This is a genomic window from Massilia sp. LXY-5 (assembly GCF_059801075.1).
On sequence record NZ_JBNNEH010000003.1, the window covers coordinates 697,230 to 718,687 of the forward strand.

The 21,458-nt window shown below is 63.6% G+C and carries 20 protein-coding genes, 1 other RNA gene and 1 pseudogene; 10 read left to right on the top strand and 12 right to left on the bottom strand.

The window, feature by feature from the left end:
* Positions 1–203 precede the first annotated feature (203 nt).
* The 4 genes from ACI48I_RS12085 to ACI48I_RS12100 all read left to right on the top strand — a co-directional run bounded on the left by ACI48I_RS12085 (position 204) and on the right by ACI48I_RS12100 (position 4,285).
* The gene (locus ACI48I_RS12085; RefSeq protein ID WP_498574307.1) at positions 204–1,892 is read left to right on the top strand and encodes an NAD(P)-binding protein; all 1,689 of its coding nucleotides are present in this window, start codon (positions 204–206) and stop codon (positions 1,890–1,892) included.
* Positions 1,826–3,160, top strand: coding sequence for an MFS transporter (locus ACI48I_RS12090; protein WP_498574308.1), 1,335 nt, complete (start codon positions 1,826–1,828; stop codon positions 3,158–3,160). Before ACI48I_RS12085 ends, ACI48I_RS12090 begins: the two co-directional genes overlap by 67 nt.
* Positions 3,161–3,272: 112 nt before the next feature.
* Positions 3,273–3,515: an ArsR/SmtB family transcription factor gene (locus ACI48I_RS12095; protein ID WP_498574309.1), complete on the top strand. Its 243-nt coding sequence runs from the start codon at positions 3,273–3,275 to the stop codon at positions 3,513–3,515.
* Positions 3,516–3,658: 143 nt separating this feature from the next.
* Positions 3,659–4,285: a restriction endonuclease gene (locus ACI48I_RS12100; protein WP_498574310.1), complete on the top strand. Its 627-nt coding sequence runs from the start codon at positions 3,659–3,661 to the stop codon at positions 4,283–4,285.
* Positions 4,286–4,339: 54 nt separating this feature from the next.
* Here ACI48I_RS12100 and ACI48I_RS12105 read toward each other — a convergent pair.
* Both ACI48I_RS12105 and ACI48I_RS12110 read right to left on the bottom strand, forming a co-directional pair.
* Positions 4,340–4,498: pseudogene (locus ACI48I_RS12105) on the bottom strand (efflux RND transporter permease subunit); the annotation flags it as partial.
* A 39-nt stretch (positions 4,499–4,537) separates the two neighbouring features.
* Positions 4,538–5,095 (bottom strand): cation efflux transmembrane domain-containing protein, encoded by a 558-nt coding sequence (locus ACI48I_RS12110; protein ID WP_498574311.1) that lies wholly within the window; start codon positions 5,093–5,095, stop codon positions 4,538–4,540.
* Positions 5,096–5,237: 142 nt separating this feature from the next.
* Here ACI48I_RS12110 and cadR point away from each other — a divergent pair, with 142 nt between their 5' ends.
* From cadR to ACI48I_RS12140, 6 genes are all read left to right on the top strand, one after another.
* Positions 5,238–5,645 (top strand): Cd(II)/Pb(II)-responsive transcriptional regulator, encoded by a 408-nt coding sequence (gene cadR, locus ACI48I_RS12115; protein ID WP_498574312.1) that lies wholly within the window; start codon positions 5,238–5,240, stop codon positions 5,643–5,645.
* A gap of 35 nt (positions 5,646–5,680) precedes the next feature.
* Entirely contained in the window at positions 5,681–6,088 is a 408-nt protein-coding gene (locus ACI48I_RS12120; protein WP_498574313.1) for a hypothetical protein, read from the top strand.
* Between the two features lie 214 nt (positions 6,089–6,302).
* A complete protein-coding gene (locus ACI48I_RS12125; RefSeq protein WP_498574314.1) occupies positions 6,303–7,523 on the top strand; it encodes a TolC family protein in 1,221 nt (406 codons plus the stop codon).
* Positions 7,520–9,052, top strand: coding sequence for an efflux RND transporter periplasmic adaptor subunit (locus tag ACI48I_RS12130; RefSeq protein ID WP_498574315.1), 1,533 nt, complete (start codon positions 7,520–7,522; stop codon positions 9,050–9,052). Before ACI48I_RS12125 ends, ACI48I_RS12130 begins: the two co-directional genes overlap by 4 nt.
* A complete protein-coding gene (locus ACI48I_RS12135) occupies positions 9,049–12,225 on the top strand; it encodes an efflux RND transporter permease subunit (protein ID WP_498574316.1) in 3,177 nt (1,058 codons plus the stop codon). The genes ACI48I_RS12130 and ACI48I_RS12135 overlap by 4 nt, the downstream gene beginning before the upstream one ends.
* 49 nt (positions 12,226–12,274) lie before the next feature.
* Entirely contained in the window at positions 12,275–12,613 is a 339-nt protein-coding gene (locus tag ACI48I_RS12140) for a copper-binding protein (protein ID WP_498574317.1), read from the top strand.
* 102 nt (positions 12,614–12,715) lie between these two features.
* On the opposite strand, the gene ACI48I_RS12145 is transcribed toward ACI48I_RS12140, so the two are convergent.
* The 10 genes from ACI48I_RS12145 to ubiG all read right to left on the bottom strand — a co-directional run bounded on the left by ACI48I_RS12145 (position 12,716) and on the right by ubiG (position 21,441).
* Positions 12,716–12,967 carry an HGGxSTG domain-containing protein gene (locus tag ACI48I_RS12145; protein WP_498574318.1) on the bottom strand — a complete coding sequence of 84 codons (252 nt, stop codon included), beginning with the start codon at positions 12,965–12,967 and terminating at the stop codon, positions 12,716–12,718.
* The gene (locus ACI48I_RS12150) at positions 12,964–13,581 is read right to left on the bottom strand and encodes a hypothetical protein (protein WP_498574319.1); all 618 of its coding nucleotides are present in this window, start codon (positions 13,579–13,581) and stop codon (positions 12,964–12,966) included. Before ACI48I_RS12150 ends, ACI48I_RS12145 begins: the two co-directional genes overlap by 4 nt.
* Before the next feature lie 207 nt (positions 13,582–13,788).
* The gene (locus ACI48I_RS12155) at positions 13,789–15,360 is read right to left on the bottom strand and encodes a ParB N-terminal domain-containing protein (protein ID WP_498574320.1); all 1,572 of its coding nucleotides are present in this window, start codon (positions 15,358–15,360) and stop codon (positions 13,789–13,791) included.
* Complete coding sequence (locus tag ACI48I_RS12160) at positions 15,353–16,603, bottom strand: plasmid recombination protein (protein WP_498574321.1); 1,251 nt, start codon at positions 16,601–16,603, stop codon at positions 15,353–15,355. Before ACI48I_RS12160 ends, ACI48I_RS12155 begins: the two co-directional genes overlap by 8 nt.
* Before the next feature lie 11 nt (positions 16,604–16,614).
* Positions 16,615–16,974, bottom strand: coding sequence for a helix-turn-helix transcriptional regulator (locus ACI48I_RS12165; RefSeq protein WP_498574322.1), 360 nt, complete (start codon positions 16,972–16,974; stop codon positions 16,615–16,617).
* Positions 16,975–17,206: 232 nt separating this feature from the next.
* Positions 17,207–18,484 carry a tyrosine-type recombinase/integrase gene (locus tag ACI48I_RS12170; protein ID WP_498574323.1) on the bottom strand — a complete coding sequence of 426 codons (1,278 nt, stop codon included), beginning with the start codon at positions 18,482–18,484 and terminating at the stop codon, positions 17,207–17,209.
* Positions 18,485–18,680: 196 nt separating this feature from the next.
* Positions 18,681–19,039: a transfer-messenger RNA gene (gene ssrA, locus ACI48I_RS12175) on the bottom strand.
* Positions 19,040–19,229: 190 nt separating this feature from the next.
* On the bottom strand, positions 19,230–19,892 hold the full coding sequence (locus ACI48I_RS12180) for a hypothetical protein (protein ID WP_193686655.1): 663 nt from the start codon (positions 19,890–19,892) through the stop codon (positions 19,230–19,232).
* A 104-nt stretch (positions 19,893–19,996) separates the two neighbouring features.
* A complete protein-coding gene (locus tag ACI48I_RS12185; RefSeq protein ID WP_193686654.1) occupies positions 19,997–20,698 on the bottom strand; it encodes an HAD family hydrolase in 702 nt (233 codons plus the stop codon).
* A gap of 41 nt (positions 20,699–20,739) precedes the next feature.
* Positions 20,740–21,441 carry a bifunctional 2-polyprenyl-6-hydroxyphenol methylase/3-demethylubiquinol 3-O-methyltransferase UbiG gene (gene ubiG, locus ACI48I_RS12190; protein WP_193686653.1) on the bottom strand — a complete coding sequence of 234 codons (702 nt, stop codon included), beginning with the start codon at positions 21,439–21,441 and terminating at the stop codon, positions 20,740–20,742.
* Between the last annotated feature and the right edge of the window lie 17 nt (positions 21,442–21,458).

A 21,458-nucleotide genomic window follows, 5' to 3' on the forward strand; every position in this document is an offset into this window, starting at 1 on the left:
CTTCGATATTTATCGAAACGTCTTGACAGGCCTGCTCAAGTGGCAATATTCTGTGTTCGTCGAATTACGAATTACAGGTCTGATGCGACTTTGCAAACACTCGCCACGTTGTGATGTTCGGCATTCGACGAATAGGGAATGACTGCGTATCGCGGTCGATGATCAATGACCGGCAGACGCCGGGTTAGACCAGGAGAACAACAATGAGCACGAGTGATAAACAAACGCTGCCGGTCATGGTACTTGGCGCCGGGCCGATAGGACTTGCCGCAGCAGCGCATTTGATCGAACGTGGACTGACGCCACTGATTCTCGAGGCCGGGGCAACCGTGGGCGCCAACCTGGCGACTTATCGTCATGTCCGACTCTTTTCGCCATGGCAGTACAACATCGACAAGGCGGCCCGACACCTGCTAGAGGGTCATGGATGGAGCGCGCCAGCCGACGACGGGCTGCCGACCGCTGGCGAACTGCTCGACGACTACCTTGTCCCGCTGGCCGGGACACCGGAGATCGCGTCCAACTTGCTGCTCGGTCACCGTGTCGCTGCCATCACGCGCGTCGGCTTCGACAAAGTGAAGACCAAGGGCCGGGAGGGCGCACCCTTCCTCATCCGGGCTGAAACCGCTGACGGCCCCCGCCAGTACCTTACCAGTGCAGTGATCGACGCCACCGGCACCTGGTCGCATCCGAACCCACTGGGCGCGGATGGGATTCCAGCCCTTGGCGAAGCGACCTTGGCCTGGCGGATCGACTATGGCATGCCCGACGTGCTGGGCACCGCTCGTCAGCGCTTTGCGGGACGGCGGGTGCTGGTCGTGGGTGCAGGGCACTCGGCAGCTGGCACCTTGTTGGCGCTGGCCCAGCTGGCCCAGGAGAACCCGGAAACCAGCATCGTATGGGCGACCCGTGGCAGCCAGCTGGCACGGGTGTTCGGCGGCGGCGAAGCGGACGGTCTCCAGGCGCGTGGGCATTTGGGCATGCGCCTCAAAGCCTTACGTGATTCGGGCGGCCTGGAACTGCGCCAGGACTTCCGCATCGAGGCGCTGACCGAGGTCGGTGGGCGGGTTCGTGTGAGCGGCGAGCCGGTCGACGGCGTGGTGCCGGTCATCGACGGGATCGACCGGATCGTCTGCGCGGCAGGTGCACGGCCAGACCTCACGCTGACGCGGGAGCTGCGCGTGCGCCATGACCCGTGGCTGGAAAGTACCGACGCGCTGGCGCCCCTGATCGACCCGAACGAGCATAGCTGCGGCACGGTTCGTCCACACGGGCACCGCGAACTGGCGCACCCGGAAGCGGGCTACTACGCCGTTGGCGCCAAGAGCTACGGCCGCGCGCCGAACTTCCTGATGGCGACCGGATACGAGCAAGTGCGCTCCGTGGTCGCCGTGCTCGCCGGCGACATGCGTGCAGCCGACGATGTACAGCTCGAACTGCCAGAAACGGGCGTGTGCAACACGCGCTTCGCCTGTGACGATTCCGTGGCCGGCCAGTCCTCCGGGTGCTGCGACGGTGGCGAGTCGGACGATCACCCGAGGACGGAACCTTCCTCAGAGAGTTGCGGCAGCACCAGTTCCGACTGCGGCAAGGGGGAGAGCAAGTCTTCCGGTTGCTGCGGCAGTGCTGCACCGCTCGGCGAGGCGGAGGCGGCTCGTTCCGCGGGTTGCTGCGGCAGCACCAAGCCGGCAGCTGCTGCGAGCGCATCGACTTTGGGCTTCCACTCGGTGTCGCCTAACGGAGCTTCTGCCCTGCGGTTCTTCTCTCTTGTGTTCTCTCGCCGCGAGTGCAAGCCTTCAGGTTGCGCGACGTCGAGTGACGCGCCATGGAAAAATCGCCTGATGCGGTGGTTGCACACCCTGTCCCGGTCGGGCGCGAACTGCTGCGCCTGACGTGGATGATCTGCCGCCGGCTTGAGCCGGCGGTCACTGTTTCGGAGCTTCCTGTGCGCCAGTCGTCGAAAACCATCGGCATTCTCGCCATCACCCAGATCGTCTCGTGGGGATCGCTCTACTACGCCTTCACCATCCTCGCACCCGACATCCAGCGCGACCTCGCACTCGCGCCTGAAGCCGTGTTCGGCGCCTTTTCCTGGGCGCTGCTTGTCGCCGGACTTGCAGCAACCCCGGTCGGCGTCCTGCTGGACCGCTATGGCGGCCGCTATGTCATGGCCACCGGCTCGCTCCTGTGCTTCCTTGGGCTGGCCTGGGTCAGCCGCTCCAATGGCGCCGCGCCCTATTACCTTGCCTGGACCCTGATCGGCCTGGGCATGGCCTTGACCTTGTACGAGGCTGCCTTCGCCACGATCAACCGCAAGTTCGAGGTCGGTTCCAGGCAGGCGATTTCCACCCTGACCCTGTTCGGCGGCTTCGCCAGCACCTTGTTCTGGCCGCTGACGGCGAAGCTCCATGCGACCCTCGGCTGGCGCGATACCTACCTGCTGTACGGGGTCGTGCAGGTGGTGCTGTGCATGCCGCTGCACCTCTGGCTGGGCGCCGACCCCGTCCGCGACAGCCGAAGCGTTTCCGCCGGGGCCAGCCGCGACCATACCCTGGCCGAAGCCCTGCGGCATCCCGCCTTTTGGGCGCTGGCACTGGCGTTCTCCGCCAACACGTTCATCTTCTCGGCGATGGCGGTCCACCTGATTCCCTTGCTCGAACGCCTGGGCCAGTCCGCAGCAACGGCGGTCCTGCTGGCCGCGCTGATCGGCCCGATGCAGGTGCTGGGGCGGGTAGGGGAGAGGACGCTCGCACGGGACACGCCACCGCAAACGGTCGGCAAGCTGACCTTCGCCATGCTCCCGGTGGCCCTGCTGGTCCTTGTATTCTTTGGTTCGCGGTCTTGGGCGGCCGCCCTGTTCTGCGTGCTGTACGGGCTGAGCAACGGCATCCTGACGATCGTGCGCGGCTCGATCCCGCAGGCGCTGTTCGGCCGCCAGAACTATGGCGCCATCGCCGGCGCCATGGCGGGACCCTCGCTGCTCTCGAAGGCGGCCGGTCCGCTGGCCGCGGCAGCCATCTTGCGTATGTCCGGTGGTCCAGAGGTACTCTTGTTCGTCCTGCTGGCCATGTCCATCGCCTCGTTCGGGTTCTACCTGAGGGCGGTGACTGGCAGACATCGGACACCAGGTGTCGAAGACTTTGACAAGACCGCCGCGTAGTGTCTATTCTCTGTTCGTCAAACAACGAATGAACTTCATGTCCAAGTCCTGCTGCCCCCCGCCTAACCCTTGCACTCGCACCACGGAGATTGATGTCGAAGACCTTGCGAAGATGTGCAAGGCCATCTCGCATCCTGCCCGCCTGCAGCTGCTGCGGCACCTGATCGACTACGGCGATTGCTACTTCGGGAGCTTGGCCGACGTGCTCCCCTTGGCGCCGTCGACGATCTCCAATCACGTCTCGATTCTGAAGGAAGCCGGCCTGATCGAAGGATCGTCGGACGTGCAGCGGGTCTGCTACTGCGTCAACCAGGAGCGCTTGCAGCAGCTGAAGCTGGCGATTGGGACGCTGTAGTGCCGGCGGCCCGTCGCCGACCTTTTGTTCACTTTCTGAGACGTAGCTTTCATTGGTAAAGGCGCGATATGCCCAGGGGGAAGAAAAAGTCGAAACTCCGGCGTCCCGGACAGAGATTTAAGAGTGCCGCACAGGTCTTCGACATGCTCGAATTATCCGACTCGGCAATGCGGAAGCTGACATTAGGCGAAGAACTTACCGATGCCGAGGTCGCGGCACTGTTCGAGTCCGACTACGTTCAGGAGAGTGTGCAATATCCGCAGTTCTTGCAAAGTAATACGCCGCTGTATAGCGCTCCGGGGAATTTGTCGGCGATACACCTGGTCGACATCGAGCGCGAGATGTTCGCTTATTTCGCTCGTCACCCAGACCAGATGCGGCTCATACCACCCCGGAAATTTGAGGAGCTTGTGGCCGCAATATTCAGGAACAACGGGTTCGAAGTCACTCTGACACCAGAGACACGGGATGGCGGCATCGATATCTTTGCTGTTCAAAAGAATGTTTTTGGCGGCGACCTGCTGCACCTTGTGGAGTGCAAACGCTACGCCCCTGCCAATAAGGTAGGAATCGGAGTCGTTCAACGGTTGGCTGGGGTCGTTGACCAACATCGCGCTAATCGAGGCATCATTGTGACGACCTCCAGCTTTACGGAGGATGCGGAGGAGGTACGCCGTATGATGCCTCATAAGCTGGCATTTGGTCCGTTTACAGACTTGTCACAATGGATCGCACAAATCTATGAAAGGAACCAAGGTACATGTAGGTGAGGCAGCGTCCGTTGGTGCAGCCCCATGCTGTGGCGGCACGGGGCTAGCGCCAATTCACGGTTTTCTGCTTCGATGCGCCCAAGTATAGAGAGCAGGCAAGATCAGCAGCGTCAGTGCCGTCGACGACAGGATGCCGCCAATGACCACCGTCGCCAACGGCCGCTGCACCTCAGCACCAGTACTCGTCGCCAGGGCCATCGGCAGGAATCCCAAGGGAGGGGACTTGGTTGGCCGCCTCAGCGGCGCATAGGATCAGTTTGTTGAAGTGCCAAGGCCACGTATTTCCGCACGGGCGCGGCCGATGATGTCGCGCGCCGCAGAGAGGCCAAGAAGCGCCATGATACTTGCGACGGCAATGTCGGGCCAGCCTGCCTTCGTGCCAAACACGCCAATGGCGGCCAGCAGCACCGCCAGGTTGGCGATCATGTCGTTGCGTGTGCACAGCCACACCGAGCGCATGTTGGCGTCGCCATTGCGGAAGGCGTACAGCAGTAACGCGACCAAGCCATTGGCAGCGAAAGCGACGATGCTGATGACTCCCATCGTTTCCGCTTCCGGCACATGGCTTCCCAGGCCGGTCCACAGTGCCCGGCAAAGCACGAGCACCCCGAATACTCCCATGACGACGCCTTTGGCGTAGGCGGCGCGCGACCGCCAGATCGCGGCCATCCCCAGCACGAACAAGGACACGGCGTAGTTGCCGGCGTCGCTCAGAAAGTCGACTGAATCCGCCATCAGGGAAACCGACCCGGATCTGAGACTGCTCACCAGCTCGACGCCAAACATCAACGTGTTGACCAGCAGGGCCACCCAAAGAACCTTTCGGTAGCGATTGTCGGGCGGCGGGTTTTGGGAACTACACGATCCTGAGCAGCAAGTAGACATAGGAACCTCAAAAGCCATGCACGTATTAAAATCCTTCTAGCTGCTACAAGGTCAAGCGGAGATACGAATGAATATGCGAATTGGCGAGCTGGCGAAGCTGACGGGGTGCCTGCCGGAGACGATCCGGTTCTATGAGCAGAAGGGATTGTTGCCGCCCCCAGTCCGATCGGATGCGAACTACAGGCTCTACGATGTCGCCCATGCCGACCGACTACACTTCATCCGGCGCTGCCGGGCATTGGGTATCTCGCTGGACGAAGTGCAAATCTTGCTCGATTTCCACGACCATCCAGATCGTCCTTGCGGCGGCGTGAACGAACTGGTCGATCAGCATATCGACCAGATCGAACGACAAATCGTCGAACTAGGCACGCTGCGTGCCGAGCTTTCGCAACTACGAGCGAAATGCGATTCGACGCGCCCTGCGGCCGCCTGCGAGATCCTGAAACAGCTCAGCCATACGGAACAGCGTTGACAACAGGTTCTGATTGACGTACTTTGCGACGAATCATGAAACTGACCCGCTTCTCCCGTTGGTGCGCCGCGGTGATCGCGTTGATCAGCTTGCTGTCTATGCAGCTTGCTGTGGCCGCCTACGTGTGCCCGCAACTGGCGCCTGAAGCTTCAATGGGGCCGGGCCAGACCATGGTGATGGCTCAAGGTCACGAGATGTCGTGCTGCGATACGCCGGACCCGGAACAACCGGCCCTGTGTCATGCACATGGACAGACCGGCAAGCAATCGCTCGACAAGCCTGAGCCTCCGCCAGTCCAGCCCTTCACCGCGGTCGGCCTGGTCATCTCCTTGCGTTTTGCCGACGTGGTGGCCGCTGATGCCGGCGCGCCCGCCCACAACGTATCGCTGGCGCGAACGACCGCGCCGCCCCTCGCTATCCGCAACTGCTGCTTCCGTATTTGACACCAGATTGCCTTGTTCGCCGTCGTGACGCCTCGCGCGCACGCGGTTCGGTTCAATGCTTTCTGGAGGTATCGTGTTCTCATTTTTTCATGTGCCCGACGCTGGGCATACTCAATCCTGTCTGGCAGCTGGGCGAGGGCGACGTCTGCCCATAGCTGCCGTTACTCTCATCCTGACGGTCTGGACACAGGGCGCATTCGCTGTTGATGCACCGTTGTCACTGGCCGAGGCACAGCGCCTTGCAATTGCGCGTTCGCGCCACCTCGTCGCCCAGGATGCTGGCGCCGCCGCCTCGCAAGATCTCGCCGTAGCGGCCCGGCAGTTACCCGACCCGGTCCTGAGTGCCGGCGTGGACAACCTGCCGGTGACGGGCACGGACCGCTACAGTCTCTCCAGCGATTTCATGACCATGCGCCGGATCGGCCTGATGCAGGAACTGACGCGCTCCGACAAGCGCCGCCTGCGCGCGGAACGCTTCGAGCGGGAAGCGGACAAAGCCTTGGCCGAAAAGGACAGGCTGAGCGCCGCGATCGAGCGCGACACCGCCCTCGCATGGCTTGACCGTTATTACACCGAGGCGATGATGGCCGTGCTCGCCGGGCAGCGCGCCCAGGCGAAGCTTGCGATCGAGGCGGCCGAAGGTACATACCGCGGAGGGCGCGGCTCACAGGCCGACGTGCTGGCCGCGCGCGTGGCGCTCGGCGTGATCGACGACCGCGTGAGCGAACTCGATCGCAAGTTGCAGAACGCGACCGTGCGCCTCGAACGCTGGGTCGGGCCGGCAGCGCGGCAGCCGCTGTTCGGCCGGCCGGACATCGACAAGCTCCGGTTCGACCTCGCTGCGCTCGACACCACCAGTCTCGGCGCCCATCTCGCGCATCATCCAGAGATCGCAGTGCTGGGTAGGCAGGAGCAGATCGCGCAGGCCGAAGCCGACCTCGCTAAGGCCAACGAAAAGTCCGACTGGACGGTCGAGGTGAACTACCTGCACCGGGGAGCGGCGTTCTCCGACATGGTCTCCGTCGGCGTGTCGGTGCCGCTGCAATGGGACCGCAGGAACCGACAGGACCGCGAGCTGTCCGCGAAGCTGGTCGCGGTGGAGCAGGCGAAGGACGAACGCGAGGAGATGCTGCGCCAGCATCTTGGCGAAACACGCACGCTAATCAATGAGTGGCAGAACGATCGGGAGCGCCGTCAGCGTTACGAGCGCGAGCTGATCCCGCTTGCCGTGCAGCGCGGCTCCGCGGCGCTGGCCGCCTACCGGGGCGGCAAGGCCGGCATCGGCGATGTGCTGTCCGCGCGCCGCGACGAGATTGACCTGCGCCTGCAGGCGCTGCAGCTGGAGGCATCAGCCGCGCAGCGCTGGGCCTACCTCAACTTTCTCTACCCATCGACCAAATCGATGCCCGCGACGGCGTCCACGGAGCGCAAATGAACAGCACGAGAATGATTGTTGCGCTCTTCGTCGCTGGCGTCGTGGGAGCGGGCGGCTATGGCCTGTATCAGGCCGGGTTGAACAAGGGGCAGTCGATGGCCACGACAGGGCCCGCCGGAACCGCCGCAAAGCCCGATCCTGGCGCCGGCCGCAAGGTGCTGTACTGGCATGATCCGATGGTCCCTGGCCATCGCTTCGACAAACCGGGCAAATCGCCGTTCATGGACATGCAGCTGGTCCCCGTCTACGCCGACGCCGCCGCCGACAGTGGCGGCGTCAGCATCAGCCCAGGCATGCGCCAGAACCTGGGCATCCGCACGGCCGAGGTACGGAAAGGGAGACTGGGCACGACCGTCGAAGCGGTCGGGAATATCGCCTACAACGAACGCGATGTCGTGCTGGTGCAGGCCCGAGGCAATGGCTTTGTCGAGAAACTGTATGTGCGCGCTCCGCTCGACCCCGTGAAGAAGGGGCAGCGGCTGGCCGAACTGTACGTGCCGGACTGGGTCGCCGCGCAGGAGGAGTACCTGTCGGTGAAGCGCATGAAGCAGGAGGTGGGCGCAGCCGATCTGCTCGACGCGGCGCGCCAGCGCATGCGCCTGGCGGGAATGAGCGAAGACCAGATCCGCCTGGTCGAAACCACCGGCAGGACCCATCCGCGGCTGACCGTGACGGCGCCGATCGACGGCTTCGTCAGCGAACTCGGCGCGCGCGAGGGCATGACCGTGGCGAATGGCGCGCAGCTGTTCCGCATTAACGGACTGCGCACTGTCTGGGTCAACGCGGAACTGCCCGAGAACGTTGCGGCGCAAGTACGGCCGGGCACCGCGGTGCAGGCCAGCACGCCGGCCCTGCCAGGCATGGTCTTCAGCGGGAAGGTCGGGGCGCTCCTGCCTGAGATCAACGCCGACACCCGGACGATCAAGGCGCGCATCGAGCTGTCGAATCCGTCTGGTGCCTTGGTGCCGGGCATGTTTGCCACCGTCAGCCTGCGGCCGGCGGCGAGCGGTGAGGTGCTGCTGGTGCCCAGCGAAGCCGTGATCCAGACCGGAAAGCGCAGCCTTGTCATCGTCGAGCAGGGCGATGGGCACTTCAAGCCGGTCGAGGTCGAACCCGGTGTGGAAGGCAAAGGGCAAACTGAGATTCGCAAGGGCCTGGAGGCCGGGCAGAAAGTCGTCGCGTCCGGGCAGTTCCTGCTCGACTCGGAAGCCAGCCTGAAGGGTCTGGAAGCCCGTATGTCAGGCGCAGAGCAAGCGGGGGGCGCTGGGCCTGCCCCAGGCGCTGCAGCGGTCCAGACGCACCATGGCGTCGGCAAGGTCGAGGCCATCACCAAGGACGAAGTGACCATCTCGCATGGACCGATTCGGTCGCTGCAGTGGCCGTCAATGACGATGGGCTTCAAGCCTCCGCCAGCAGGGTTGCCGGGCGTCGTCAGGGTCGGCTCCAGCGTGTCCTTCGACATCCGGCCGACCGAGGGCGGCAGCTATCAGATCGTGCGCATTGTCCCGGATGCAGGAGCGGCGAAATGATCGCGCGCCTGATCCGCTGGTCGATCACGAACCGCTTCCTAGTGCTGCTGGCGACAGCCATGCTGACAGGCTGGGGCGTCTGGGCGCTGGCGCGGACACCCGTTGACGCCTTGCCGGACTTGTCCGACGTGCAGGTCATCATCCGTACCAGCTATCCCGGCCAGGCGCCCCAGATCGTCGAGAACCAGGTCACCTATGCGCTGACCACGACCATGCTTTCGGTGCCCGGCGCCCGAACCGTGCGCGGCTACTCGTTCTTCGGCGACTCCTTCGTCTACGTGCTGTTCGAGGACGGCACGGACCCCTACTGGGCACGCTCGCGCGTGCTCGAATACCTGAACCAGGTGGCCTCGCGCCTGCCGGCCCAGGCGAAGACCTCGCTCGGGCCGGATGCGACCGGCGTCGGCTGGATCTACGAATATGCGTTGGTGGACCGCAGCGGACGGCACGACCTGTCGCAGCTGCGCGCCCTGCAGGACTGGTTCCTCAAGTATGAGCTGAAGACCGTGCCGAACGTTTCCGAAGTGGCCAGCATCGGCGGCATGGTGAAGCAGTACCAGATCGTGCTCGACCCCGACAAGCTGCGCGCCTACAGCATCCCGCACGCCAGGGTCATCGAGGCCGTACAGAAGGCTAACCAGGAAGCCGGCGGGTCGGTGCTTGAGATGGGGGAAGCCGAGTACATGGTGCGCGCCTCCGGCTACCTGCAGTCGCTGGACGATTTTCGCAAGATCCCGTTGAAGACGGCCACTGGTGGCGTCCCTGTGCTGCTGGGCGACGTCGCCCGCGTCCAGCTCGGGCCGGAAACACGCCGCGGGATCGCGGACCTGAACGGGGAGGGGGAAGTGGCAGGCGGTGTGATCGTCATGCGATCCGGTAAGAATGCGCTGCAGACGATCGACGCCGTGAAGGCCAAGCTCGCGCAGTTGAAGGCAAGCCTGCCGGCCGGAGTCGAGATCGTGCCTACCTACGACCGTTCCGCGCTGATCAAGCGTGCGGTGGCCAACCTGGAGCACAAGCTGATCGAGGAGTTCATCGTCGTCGCCGTGGTTTGCGCACTATTCCTGTTCCATGCCCGGTCCGCGCTGGTGGCGATCGTGTCGCTCCCGCTGGGCGTGCTGGCGGCGTACATCGTGATGTATTACCAGGGCGTGAACGCGAACATCATGTCGCTCGGCGGCATTGCGATAGCGATCGGGGCGATGGTCGATGCGGCAGTGGTCATGATCGAGAACGCGCACAAGCATATCGAGGCATGGGACCATGCCCACCCGGACCGGGAACTGGCCGGCGCCGAGCGCTGGCGGGTGGTGAGCGATGCGGCTGCGGAGGTCGGCCCGGCGCTGTTCCTGTCGCTCCTGATCATCGTGCTGTCCTTCGTCCCGGTGTTCACGCTCGAAGCCCAGGAAGGGCGCCTGTTCGCGCCGCTGGCATTCACCAAGTCCTACGCGATGGCAGCGGCGGCGGTGCTGGCCGTGACGCTGGTGCCGGTGCTGATGGGCTACCTGATCCGCGGCCGGATCCCGGCCGAGCAAAGCAACCCGCTCAACCGCTGGCTGATCGCGGCCTACCGCCCTCTGCTCGAACGGGTGCTGCGCCGACCGAAGACGACCCTCCTGGCGGCCGTCGTGATCGCCATCGTGACGGTCTGGCCCTTGTACCGCCTGGGCGGTGAATTCCTGCCGCCGATGAACGAAGGGGACCTACTCTACATGCCTTCGGCCCTGCCGGGCCTGTCCGCCGGCAAGGCCGCCCAGCTGCTGCAGCAGACCAACGCGCTGATCAAGACCGTACCCGAAGTGCAGACCGTGTTCGGAAAAGCCGGACGCGCAGAGTCGGCCACCGATCCGGCACCCCTGGAGATGTTCGAGACTACGATCCAGTTCAAGCCACGCGAACAGTGGCGGGCCGACATGACGCCAGAGAAGCTAGAGGCGGAACTGGACCGGGTGGTGAAGGTGCCGGGATTGTCGAACGTTTGGGTGCAGCCGATCCGCAACCGGATCGACATGCTGGCGACCGGCATCAAGAGTCCGGTCGGCGTCAAGGTGGCGGGCGCCAGTCTCGACGTGATCGACCGTATCACGACGGCCATTGAGCACGCCGTGAAGAAGGTGCCGGGGGTGTCGTCCGCACTGGCCGAGAGGCTCACTGGCGGGCGTTATGTCGATGTCCAGATCGACCGGGCAGCGGCGGCGCGCTACGGCATGAACATCGCGGACGTGCAAAGCGTGGTGTCGGCGGCAATCGGCGGCGACAACATCGGCGAAGCTGTCGAGGGCCTGCAGCGCTTCCCGATCAACCTGCGCTATCCGCGTGAGGTCCGCGATTCGCTCGAACAACTGAGGCAGCTGCCCGTGCTGACCGAGCGCGGCGCCAACATTCGCCTCGGTGATGTGGCGGCGGTACGCATCGCCGGCGGCCCGCCAATGCTCAAGTCCGAGAATGCGCGCCTGTCCGGCTGGGTCTACGTCGACATCCGGGGGCGCGACCTGGGTTCGGCCGTGCGCGACATGCAGCAGGTGGTGGCAAAGGAGGTGAAGCTGCCGCCGGGTTATTCGATCTCGTGGTCGGGCCAGTTCGAGTACCTGGAGCGCGCAGCCGCCAAGCTGAAGATTGTCGTGCCCGCGACCTTGATGATCATCTTCGTCCTGTTGTACCTGACCTTCCGCCGCGTGGCTGAAGCCGCGCTGATCATGGCGACGCTGCCGTTCGCCATCGCCGGCGGCATCTGGCTGCTGTGGGTGCTCGGCTACCACCTGTCGGTCGCCAGTGGTGTCGGCTTCATTGCGCTGGCAGGCCTGTCCGCCGAGTTCGGGGTGATCATGCTGCTGTACCTGAAGACGGCGTGGGAGTCGCGTCTGAACGCGGGGCGCACCAGCCAGGCCGACCTGCTCGACGCGATCCGGGAAGGGGCCGTCATGCGGGTGCGCCCGAAGGCCATGACGGTGGCGGTGATCATTGCCGGCCTGGCGCCAATCATGTTCGGGGCTGGCACGGGGTCCGAGGTGATGCAGCGTATCGCCGCGCCCATGGTCGGCGGCATGATCACCGCGCCACTGTTGTCGATGTTCGTGGTGCCGGCGGCCTACCTGCTCCTGCACACACGGAGACGGGGTGCCGGCCCCCGCGCCATCGAGGCTAGGCGAGAAGAAGAGCGGCACATCGGCTAACTGCCCGCAGCACAACTATTTCAACCACAAGAACTACACGGAAACCATCATGAAAACTCTGAACATTGCGATCATCACTCTCTCGCTGGTCGTCCCGACTGCCGCCTTCGCACAGGCGACCCAGATGGAAGGAATGGCGATGGGGCAGCCTGCCAAGGGAACGAAGGCGGTGGTGCACCAGGCTACCGGCATCGTTAAAAACGTCGACGCGGGCAACGGCAAGGTGACGCTGGAACATGGGCCGGTCAAGACCCTGAACTGGCCGGCAATGACGATGACCTTCGGCGTCAAGGACAAGGCCTTGTTGAACAAACTTCGCGTCGGCCAGTATGTTCAAGTCGAGTTCGAAGAGCAGGGCGGTAGCTACGTCATCACCTTGGTGAAATAGAAAGCTGCCGTGCTACCGAACGCCGCTCACTAGAAGGCCCGAAGAACTGCAACTGAGGGACGCGGTTCCGGTCATGTGGTGCTATACCTGGCCGAGGTCATATTAGCTCAAGAGGCCCCTCAACGCCTTCAGGATTGCCCTCGCTTCGCGCTTTTGCGCCAAGGCCTCGCCGGTATAGTTCCCTGCCTTGAGCGCGTTTTGATTGCCGCGAGGCGCACCTGGACTGGTCCCGCCGTGCATGCGGCAGCGCTTCTTGCCGCGGACAGGCGCAGACTGGCATGGCAGACCAGATCGCGTTTTGGCGCCACAGCAGGGGGCTTGGTTCGGCTGCATAGGGTTGATTTCAGTTTTCATCGTTGCCCCCCGTCGATGCAGGACGGCCCGCCGGTTTGCACCGAGCCGGTCACGACGGCCTGATCTGCGTTCACATTGATGTGTTGCACCGTCACCGTCTGCTGGCCACCATTCTGCAGCCGGTGCAGTGTCACCAACGCTTGCTGGAAAACGCTCATCATGCGACCCGCGGAGTTCACCAGTCGCGCGGTCTCGACCGGATTGTCCTGCTCCATGGCGCGGTCCATCAGTTTGAATGCAGCCGCGTGCGCAAGGCCAGCTTGGTGCGCGAGCATCTTCGTCAGCGGATCGCTGGACGTTGTTGCGGCGGCGGCGTCGATTCCGAGTGCCAGGACGTCAAGGGAGCTTTGCACAAGCAGTTCAGTACGTGCAAGCGAGGCAGCCAAAGCAGGCGTGTCTGGCGTCGCAAGCGTGTCACGTACCGACCAGCCACCGCGGTTCGAGGGGAGCTGTGCCTCGTCCGGCACGGCTTCGCCCGCGACAATCGGCGGCAGCGCGGCAGCTTGTAGCTGTGCCAAGCCAGCAGCGGCGTGATACGTTGCCTCGATCTGAAACGTTGACGCTTGTTCCGGGTATCCGTCAGCATCGGCGGCAGTAGCAGCCTTCTGGGCCATGAGAGCTTCCTGTTGCTGCAAGACCGCGCGCCTCATTTTGTCTTTCACTTTGCCTCCCAAAGAACCGCCCGCACACTGGCGAAACGCAACTCGTCCCGTGTCTTAGCTGAGAACAACCGCTGCTTGTTCTACGTCGTTGGCGGGCGGACAGGGTTTGAATGTCTCGACCTTGGTCAGCTCGTCGAATTTCTCGACCTGTTCGGCTAGTTAGCCATCGGTGGGTGGCGTGTGGTGGTCTTGGGTGCGCTGTGCCTCATAGGAGCATTGTGCCGCGTCCGCCATGCGGTTCGGCAGCCCTTGGGTTAGCTCTAAGGCCTGCTGCAACTGACGTGGCGCCTCGGTCAGCGGCACGGCGGCATTGAGGATTACGTTCATTTCGTCGTAATAGTCCAACGCGGTTTGGAATCGCAAGGCCAAGTCCGTCATACGGCCGGTCAACGAGTTTCTCGCGTCGGCTTCGTCCTGCAATTGCGCGAGCATAATGCCCTTTTCGACGCACAGTTGCGCGTTCTCCGCGAGCAATGCACTCGTGTCGCAGGTGACCTTAGCCTTAGCGAGCTGCGCTTCGGCCTTCTCGGCGCGGCGCCTCCAGTATTCGACGAGGCGGGCGCGTTCGTTGTACTCCTGCGCGCGGCCGGCCAGGGTGCGCTTGGCCTGCTCGGCGACTGCGCGGTAGCGCTCCACCTCGGCCATCGACGCCTTTACCTGGTCGTTGGCGTCGAACACGCGCGTCATCATTTCGTTGTCGGCCAGCGTCTCGGCCATGTCGTTCTTGATGTCGTCGAGTTCTTCGCGGACCTCGGCCAGCTCGGCCTTGAGGGCGACGTTCTCGACGACCAGGGCCTCCACGTCGACCACGGCGACGGCGCCCTGCTCCGGGGGCAGGCGCGGGGGGGCCACTTCCGGTGCCGGCTTGGCATCCCCGTCGGCGGCCTTCGTGGGCGTGGCCGGCTTGGCCTTAGCCTTCTGCTCGTAGGTCTTGCCGTTGCGGGTAACGGTGCGGGCAGCCGGGGCCGGGCTATCTGTCATCGACTGACTGATAACTTTGCGCACCTCGCCGACGAAGGTGTTCGACACGCCGACCTGGCGCGCGATTTCGCGGTCGCTCCACTGCACGCACTTGGGCACCGCCAGAACCATCGTCACCGCGTTGCGCTTATCGGCGTTGGTGCGGCGCAGGCCGTGGCCGCGGTTTGCACCGGCCGCGTACAGTACGCCGTCGTCGCGCAGGCCGGTATAGACCTCGGCACGCACCTGTGCCAGGCCGGCCTTCAGGCTGGCGTGGTAGCGGTGGAAACCGTCAGCCAGCCAGAAGTCGGCGCCGTCGAAGAACAGGACCACCGGCGGCATGATTGCGCCCTCGCCGATCGCCTCGGCGTACTCGGCGACGACGGCCTCGTCGATCTCGGTGCGCGCTTGGGTGCCGCCGTCGATGCGGATAGCGTCCAAGCGGATCTGGGCGACAGGCACAGCCTGTTCGGCGGTGTTTGCGCCAAGAACAGTGCGATCCTCCGTCGAGTGTTGCGGGGCCGATTGTTGGCGTCCTTGCTCACCATTCGCGGGCGGTCCATCACCGCGTGCCGGCCCTGCGACATCCATGAGACCGTTGCGCTCCGCTGCTGTCGCGGTTTTGATTGCCGAGTTTGCGGCTGCTGCGTCCATGGTTTCCATGTACCGCTGGTCGGCATACGCCTCGTCCATGGCTGCAGGAAACTTGGATCCCGCACGGGTCGGGTCCAAGGACACGTCGAGGCAGGGGCTCTTGATGATCTCAGTCATGGTTGCTCTCTTTTTTCGAGGTGAAGTTGCGAACACGTCCCAAGGACGCGAGGGCTTGGCTTACCACCGCATCGGCTTCAGCCTTGTGCGATTTCATGCGACGGGGAGGGCGGACGAACTCGCCCGTTTCGCAATCCAGGTTCGAGGCCAGCTGGTCGCCGTCGCGCTCCCGCACAACGTTGGTCAACTTGGCTCCGGGCATGGACTCGACATGGCTGTAGGCGAAGTTGGCGAGTACTGCCTCGCCGTCGTTGGCGATGTAGATCGGCTGGCCCGAAGTGCCGTGCAGTGGCGTTACGTGTTCTTCTTCGAGTGCTGCTGCTCGGCCGACGTCATAACACAGGGATGATGTCGAAGTGGCCTGGGTCTCGACATTGCTCATCATGGAACGCAGGTCCGAGGTGCGCGCACTGATGCCCGCCGCCGTCAACTCATCGGCTACGGGGCTGCTGCGAGCGTGTTGGGCCACGGGGACGCCCAGGGCACGGCCCAGCGCGTATGGATCTGGCGCGACCAGTTTCAGCAGCTCCTCACGGACCAATTTCATCGTTTGCACGGGCGAATCTGCAAGAAGACGGTCGACCACCGCGTTCGCATGGGTTTCGCGGTCGATCTTGCTGACGGCGAGCTTTGCGACCGGCTCAGCAAGGCCAAACGGCTTTCCGACGCGCAAGTAGAAATCGCGCTGGCGTTGCTTGAACTTGCTTTGGAAGCCCAGCAGCGCACCGCCTTGCATGGAGGAACCGATCAGCGGCAGTACGATCACATGCAAGTGGGGGTGTCGTTCGTCGAGGTGAACGACCGCGCTGATGATAGGTGCGGGCGCGAACTCCTCGCGCGCCCACTCCAGGCTCGCGTTGAAGAACGCGTGCTGGTCGATCGAAGCCGTTGCGTGGACGGAAAAAATCAACTCGATACCCATGATGCAGTCGCGGCGCACCGGGAAGCGCACGCAAGCCTCGACCATACGCTGCTCGGCCTCGGCAGCGATTTCGTCAGCGCCGGAGCGACCAGCCAGAACGTAGTTGTTGGGCGACAGGTGCGACATGATGCGTCCGCCAGCTACGTCCTTCTCAGCAGGGATCTCGCGCATCAGGTGGCGTGCAACCGCCAGAAGGACGCGTTGGGAGTTGTTGTACGCCGCCGCGACGCTGTTGATGTTCAGCGACTTGACACCGATGCGAAAGGTGCCAGGGCTCGCCTCGAAGTCTTCGACGCGCTGGCCGTCGTTGTGTGGGTTCATGGGCGCCTCGCTCAGTTGTGGACGAAGCGGGCCTGTTCCAGGTCCTTGACCAGGGCCTGGATTTGGGCGTCGGACTTTCCGGCGAGGCGGGCCTTGGTCACTGCGGCAGCGTCGTCCACATGCAAGGTGGCCGTAATACGTGCGTCGACCAATCTCTGGACCAGCACTTTGATCTCGGTGTCGGGCTTGCCGGCGATGCGCGCATTGATGATCGACGCCACTTCGTCTGCGGGCCAGCCTACCGATTGCCCCCCGAGGGACACTGGTGGCGTGAAGAGGCCGTCGGCGATACGGGCGTAGAGGGTGCTGCGCGATTCGCCGATGTGGGCGGTTACGTCTGCGCAGCGCAGGAGCGTTCTGAGTGGCGGCATCGAGTTGTCTCCAAAAATTGCTAAGTGGAAAAGCGAATAAGAAAAAAAAAAGCTCCTTATTCGCCGCACCTCAGCACTTCAAGGCATTACTCGATGTTCCAGAGAAGGGACGAAATCTGATGAAGCGGCAGTTTTGCAACCACCGTCCATCGGCTATTGTGACGATCCTATACCGTCCAGATTAAAAGATACAAGGACAACTTTTTGATTTGTGCCCGAGAGGCAATTTCGGTCAGGTCAGGGCGACCATTCTCGTTAAATTGCTTTCGCTTGCAGCGACGCGGGGCACCACGCCCTCGGCCGCCAGCAGCCGCTGCTCCCACCAGGTGAACAGCGCGATGCGTTGATCGAAGCGCTCGCCCCGATCGTAGGCGAGGGCGACCTCGGAATCGTGATTGCGGTCGCAGGCGAGGTGCACGACGTCGCGGTTGAAGCCGTTGTCGAGCGCCTGGGTGGCGAGGGAAGTGCGCCAGCCATGTGGGGAATGGCGACCGGCGAGCTTCAGCGTCTCTCGGTAGGCTTTCTCGACCGACTCCCGTGAGATCGGGCCGGATGTGTTGTTGGGCGACGGGAAAACGAAGCGGCTCTTGGGCGCGATTTTGCGCCAGTCGCGCAGTTCGGCCGCAATTTCCGGCGCCAGTGGTACCCGGTGCGCGGGGAAGCGGCCGTCCGTCTTTTTCATCTGCTCCCGAGGGATCACCCAGACGGGTGTCGCGCTGTCGAGGTCGAACTCCGACCATTGTGCGTTAGCGACATTTTTGATGCGCATCGCAGTGAAGGCGACCAGACGGTGGGCCATGTAGACGGAGCGCGTCAGGCGGGACGCGCGGGCGCGTCTGAGGATATCGCCGAGGTCTTGCCAGGCAATCAACCCCTTCATGCGGCCCGGCGTGCTCTTGCGGGGCAGGACAGCAGCGGCCTCGGGCGCGGGATTCACGCTGCACCAGCCCTTGGCCATTGCAAAACGAAACACGCCGTTGACCTGCGTCAGCACACGCTTGGCGGTCTCGACGGCATCGCGTGCAGCGATCTTCTCGATCACGGCCGCGACCATCGCGGTGCTGATGTCGGCGACGGGTAGGTGGCCGAGATGGGGCATAACGTCGCGCTCGAAAGCACGAGCCGACTTGACGTAGTGTTGGGCGCCCCATTCCTTCTTCTTCCTGCCCAGCCATTCGCCGGCCACGACCCCGAACGTCTGGGCCACGGCGGCCGCGCCTTCGGCTCGGCGCAGGCGGCGCTCGCTCACGGGATCCTTGTGCTGGCGGAGCTGCGCCTTGACCTGTTCCAGCTCAGCGCGAGCGGCTGCCAACGAGATCTCGGGGTAGGGCCCTGGGGAGTAGGTTTTTTCCGCGCCGCCGAAGCGATACTTGATGCGCCATGTCGGATTGCCTGCGCGCGTGATGAACAGGTGCAAACCCCCACCATCCGTCAGCTTGGTGTTGGGCACGGCCTTGGCCATGCACGCCTTGATTGCTTTGTCCGTCAACTTCCCGATACCCCCAGCCATGATATGTCTCCCGGTTGTGATCTGCGCAATACCACAAATGATACCCCCGAAGTACTCGGCTGCATATGGATGACTTTGGACTGGTATGGATGAGCAGGCTTGACACCGGCGGGGTATCGTGCAGAGGGAGGGGCAAAGAAAAAGCCGTCACGTGGACGGCTTTGGATGACTTCGGACAAACAGGTAAAAAAAGCGTTGGTGGAGGCGGCGGGAATCGAACCCGCGTCCGCAAGCACTCTACAGACAGTTCTACATACTTAGCACTATCATTTAATTTAACCAGTACAACGAGGATGTGCACCCTGTGTACCAGCGAGTTACCTTAAATTTCGGAAGCAACCAAGTAACCCGGTTGAGTCCTAGCCTCTGTAAATGACTCTACTTGCCTTGCGGCCCACCCCAGAGGCGAGGTAGTGTAGAGCTAGCAGCAATTAAGCTGCGAGTGCGTACGAGTTATCGTTTGCAGTTATTGATTTCTGGATGTATTTACGAGGTAACCAGTCCTCGGTATGCCCTGCACTGCTTTGCAACCCACGTCGAAACCAGGTCGCCCCCAACGAAACTCCATTGTACTCCAATCGCGGACCGTGTGCAGTACGTCGGGACGCTTGCCGGGTGGCGTTACGATCTGCTTCAAAGTGAGGTGTCGTTGATGCGAAAATGAGAACGGTCGGGTGTGCGATGGCACGTAACGCGTGGGCTCGAGAGCCCACCCTACGTTACGCGACCGTCTGTAGCCAAGTTGTTACTGGCCGTTGCGCTTGGCGACTTCGTTGCCGATGTAGCCGCCGCCGATGATGCCGGCCAGCGTGGCCAGTTTCTTGCCGTTGCCGCCGCCGACCTGGTTGCCGATCAGGCCGCCGATGACGGCGCCGGTACCGATGCCGACATAGCTCGGCTGGGCCGGTGCCGGGGCGGGTGCCTGGCGGTAGGTCGGCTGCTCGTAACGCTCGACGTGGCGGACCGGACGGTGCTCGACGACGCGGCGCTCGACGACACGCTCGACCACACGCGGCTTCGCCGCTGGCGCCGCTTCCTGCTTGACGATCACGGTCGGTGCGTTCGGGCTTTGCACGTAAGTCGTCGTGCCCGGAGCGGCGCTCACGACCGTCGGTGCGGCCTGTGGGTACTGGTTCAAGGCGCCTGCCTGCACCTGGCCGGCGGCCTGCGGAGCGGCGTACTGCGCCTGGGTTTGCAGTGCGGCTTGATACTGGTTTGGCGCGCCTGGTGCGGCCAGCGGCACGGCGGCGGTCGGTGCCAGCACGGCCGCTTGCGGCTCCGGTGCGCTGCGCGAGCTCGGCAGCATGCCGGAGATGGCGGCGGCGCCGGTCAGGCTGACGATGATCACCGAAGCGGCTGCTGCGGCCATCAGGGGATGAATACGGGTGGCGGTTGCGGTGGTGTTCATGGTCTGCTCCATCTGTTGTTGCGTTGTCGATGGATGCAGATTACGGATTAAGACAGTTACACGGTAGACAGAAACCGGTATCAATCGTAATCAGATGTAAGTATTCACGCCCTTGCCGCAACAGGCATGCGGACGTAGCTGCGCAGCAGGTCCAGCAGGTCGAGCGGCGTCGCGCACAGGAAATCGGCGCCCCAGGTCTGCGGCTCGATCGCGCCACAGTATCCCCAGGCGCAGGCCACCGTCAGCATCCCGGCCGCGCGGCCGGCCTCGACGTCGCGCAGGTCGTCGCCGACATACCAGCAATGCTCCGGTGCGATAGCGAGCCGGCGCGCGCCTTCCAGCAAGGGTGCCGGATGCGGTTTGGCGTGCGGCATGGTGTCGCCGGAGACGATGCAGCCGGCGTGCGCCAGGCCGATCTGCGGGATCAGCGGGTCGGTGAAGCGCGCCGGCTTGTTGGTGACGACGCCCCAGGCCATGCCGGCTTCCTCGATGCCCTGCAGGAGTGCATCGATGCCCTCGAACAGGCCGCTCTCATTGGCCATGTTCGACTGGTAGCGGTCGAACCATTGCAGGCGCAATTCTTCGTAGCCTTCGTCCCCCGGCGCCAGGCCGAAGGCGGCGCCGATCATGCCGCGCGCCCCCGCCGAGGCGGTTGGACGCAGCACGCTGTAGGGCGTGGGCGCGAGGCCGCGCTCGGTGCGCAGCCAGTTGACGGCGGCGGCGAGATCGGGCGCGGTGTCGGCCAGGGTGCCGTCGAGGTCGAACAGGACGGCACGCGGTGCCGGGGTCAGGGCAGGGGAAGTCATCAGGGCAGGGAAATGAAAGAGGCTTGATCAAACAGGCTTGGTTACACAGGCTTGGTGCAAGCCACCATGTAGTTCACATCGGTGTCGTTGTTGAGCGAGTAGATCTTGGTCAGCGGATTGTAGGTCAGGCCCTTCATGCCTTCGACCTGCAGGCCGGCAGCGCGCATGAATTGCGACAGTTCAGCCGGGGTCAGGAATTTGCCGTAGTCATGGGTGCCGCGCGGCAGCATGCGCAGCACGTATTCGGCGCCGATCACGGCCAGCAGATAGGCTTTCGGGTTGCGGTTGATGGTCGAGAAGAACAGGTGGCCGCCCGGTTTTACGAGCGCAGCCGCGGCGCGCACGATCGAGGCGGGGTCCGGCACGTGTTCCAGCATTTCCATGCAGGTCACGACGTCGTACTGGCCCGGCTCTTCCGCCGCCATGTCTTCGGCGGCGATGAGTTTGTAGCGCACCTCGATGCCGGCTTCCAGGCTGTGCAGGTCGGCGACCTTCAGTGCCTTTTTCGACAGGTCGATGCCGGTGACTTTCGCGCCCTTGCGCGCCATCGATTCGGACAGCACGCCGCCGCCGCAACCGATGTCGATCACCTTCTTGCCGGCCAGGGGTGCGCGCGCGTTGATCCACTCCAGGCGCAGCGGGTTGATTTCGTGCAGCGGGCGGAACTCGGAAGTAGGGTCCCACCAGCGGTGGGCCAGCTCGCTGAATTTGTTGATTTCTAAAGGATCGGCGTTCGTAGTCATAGGTCGGAATAATAGCG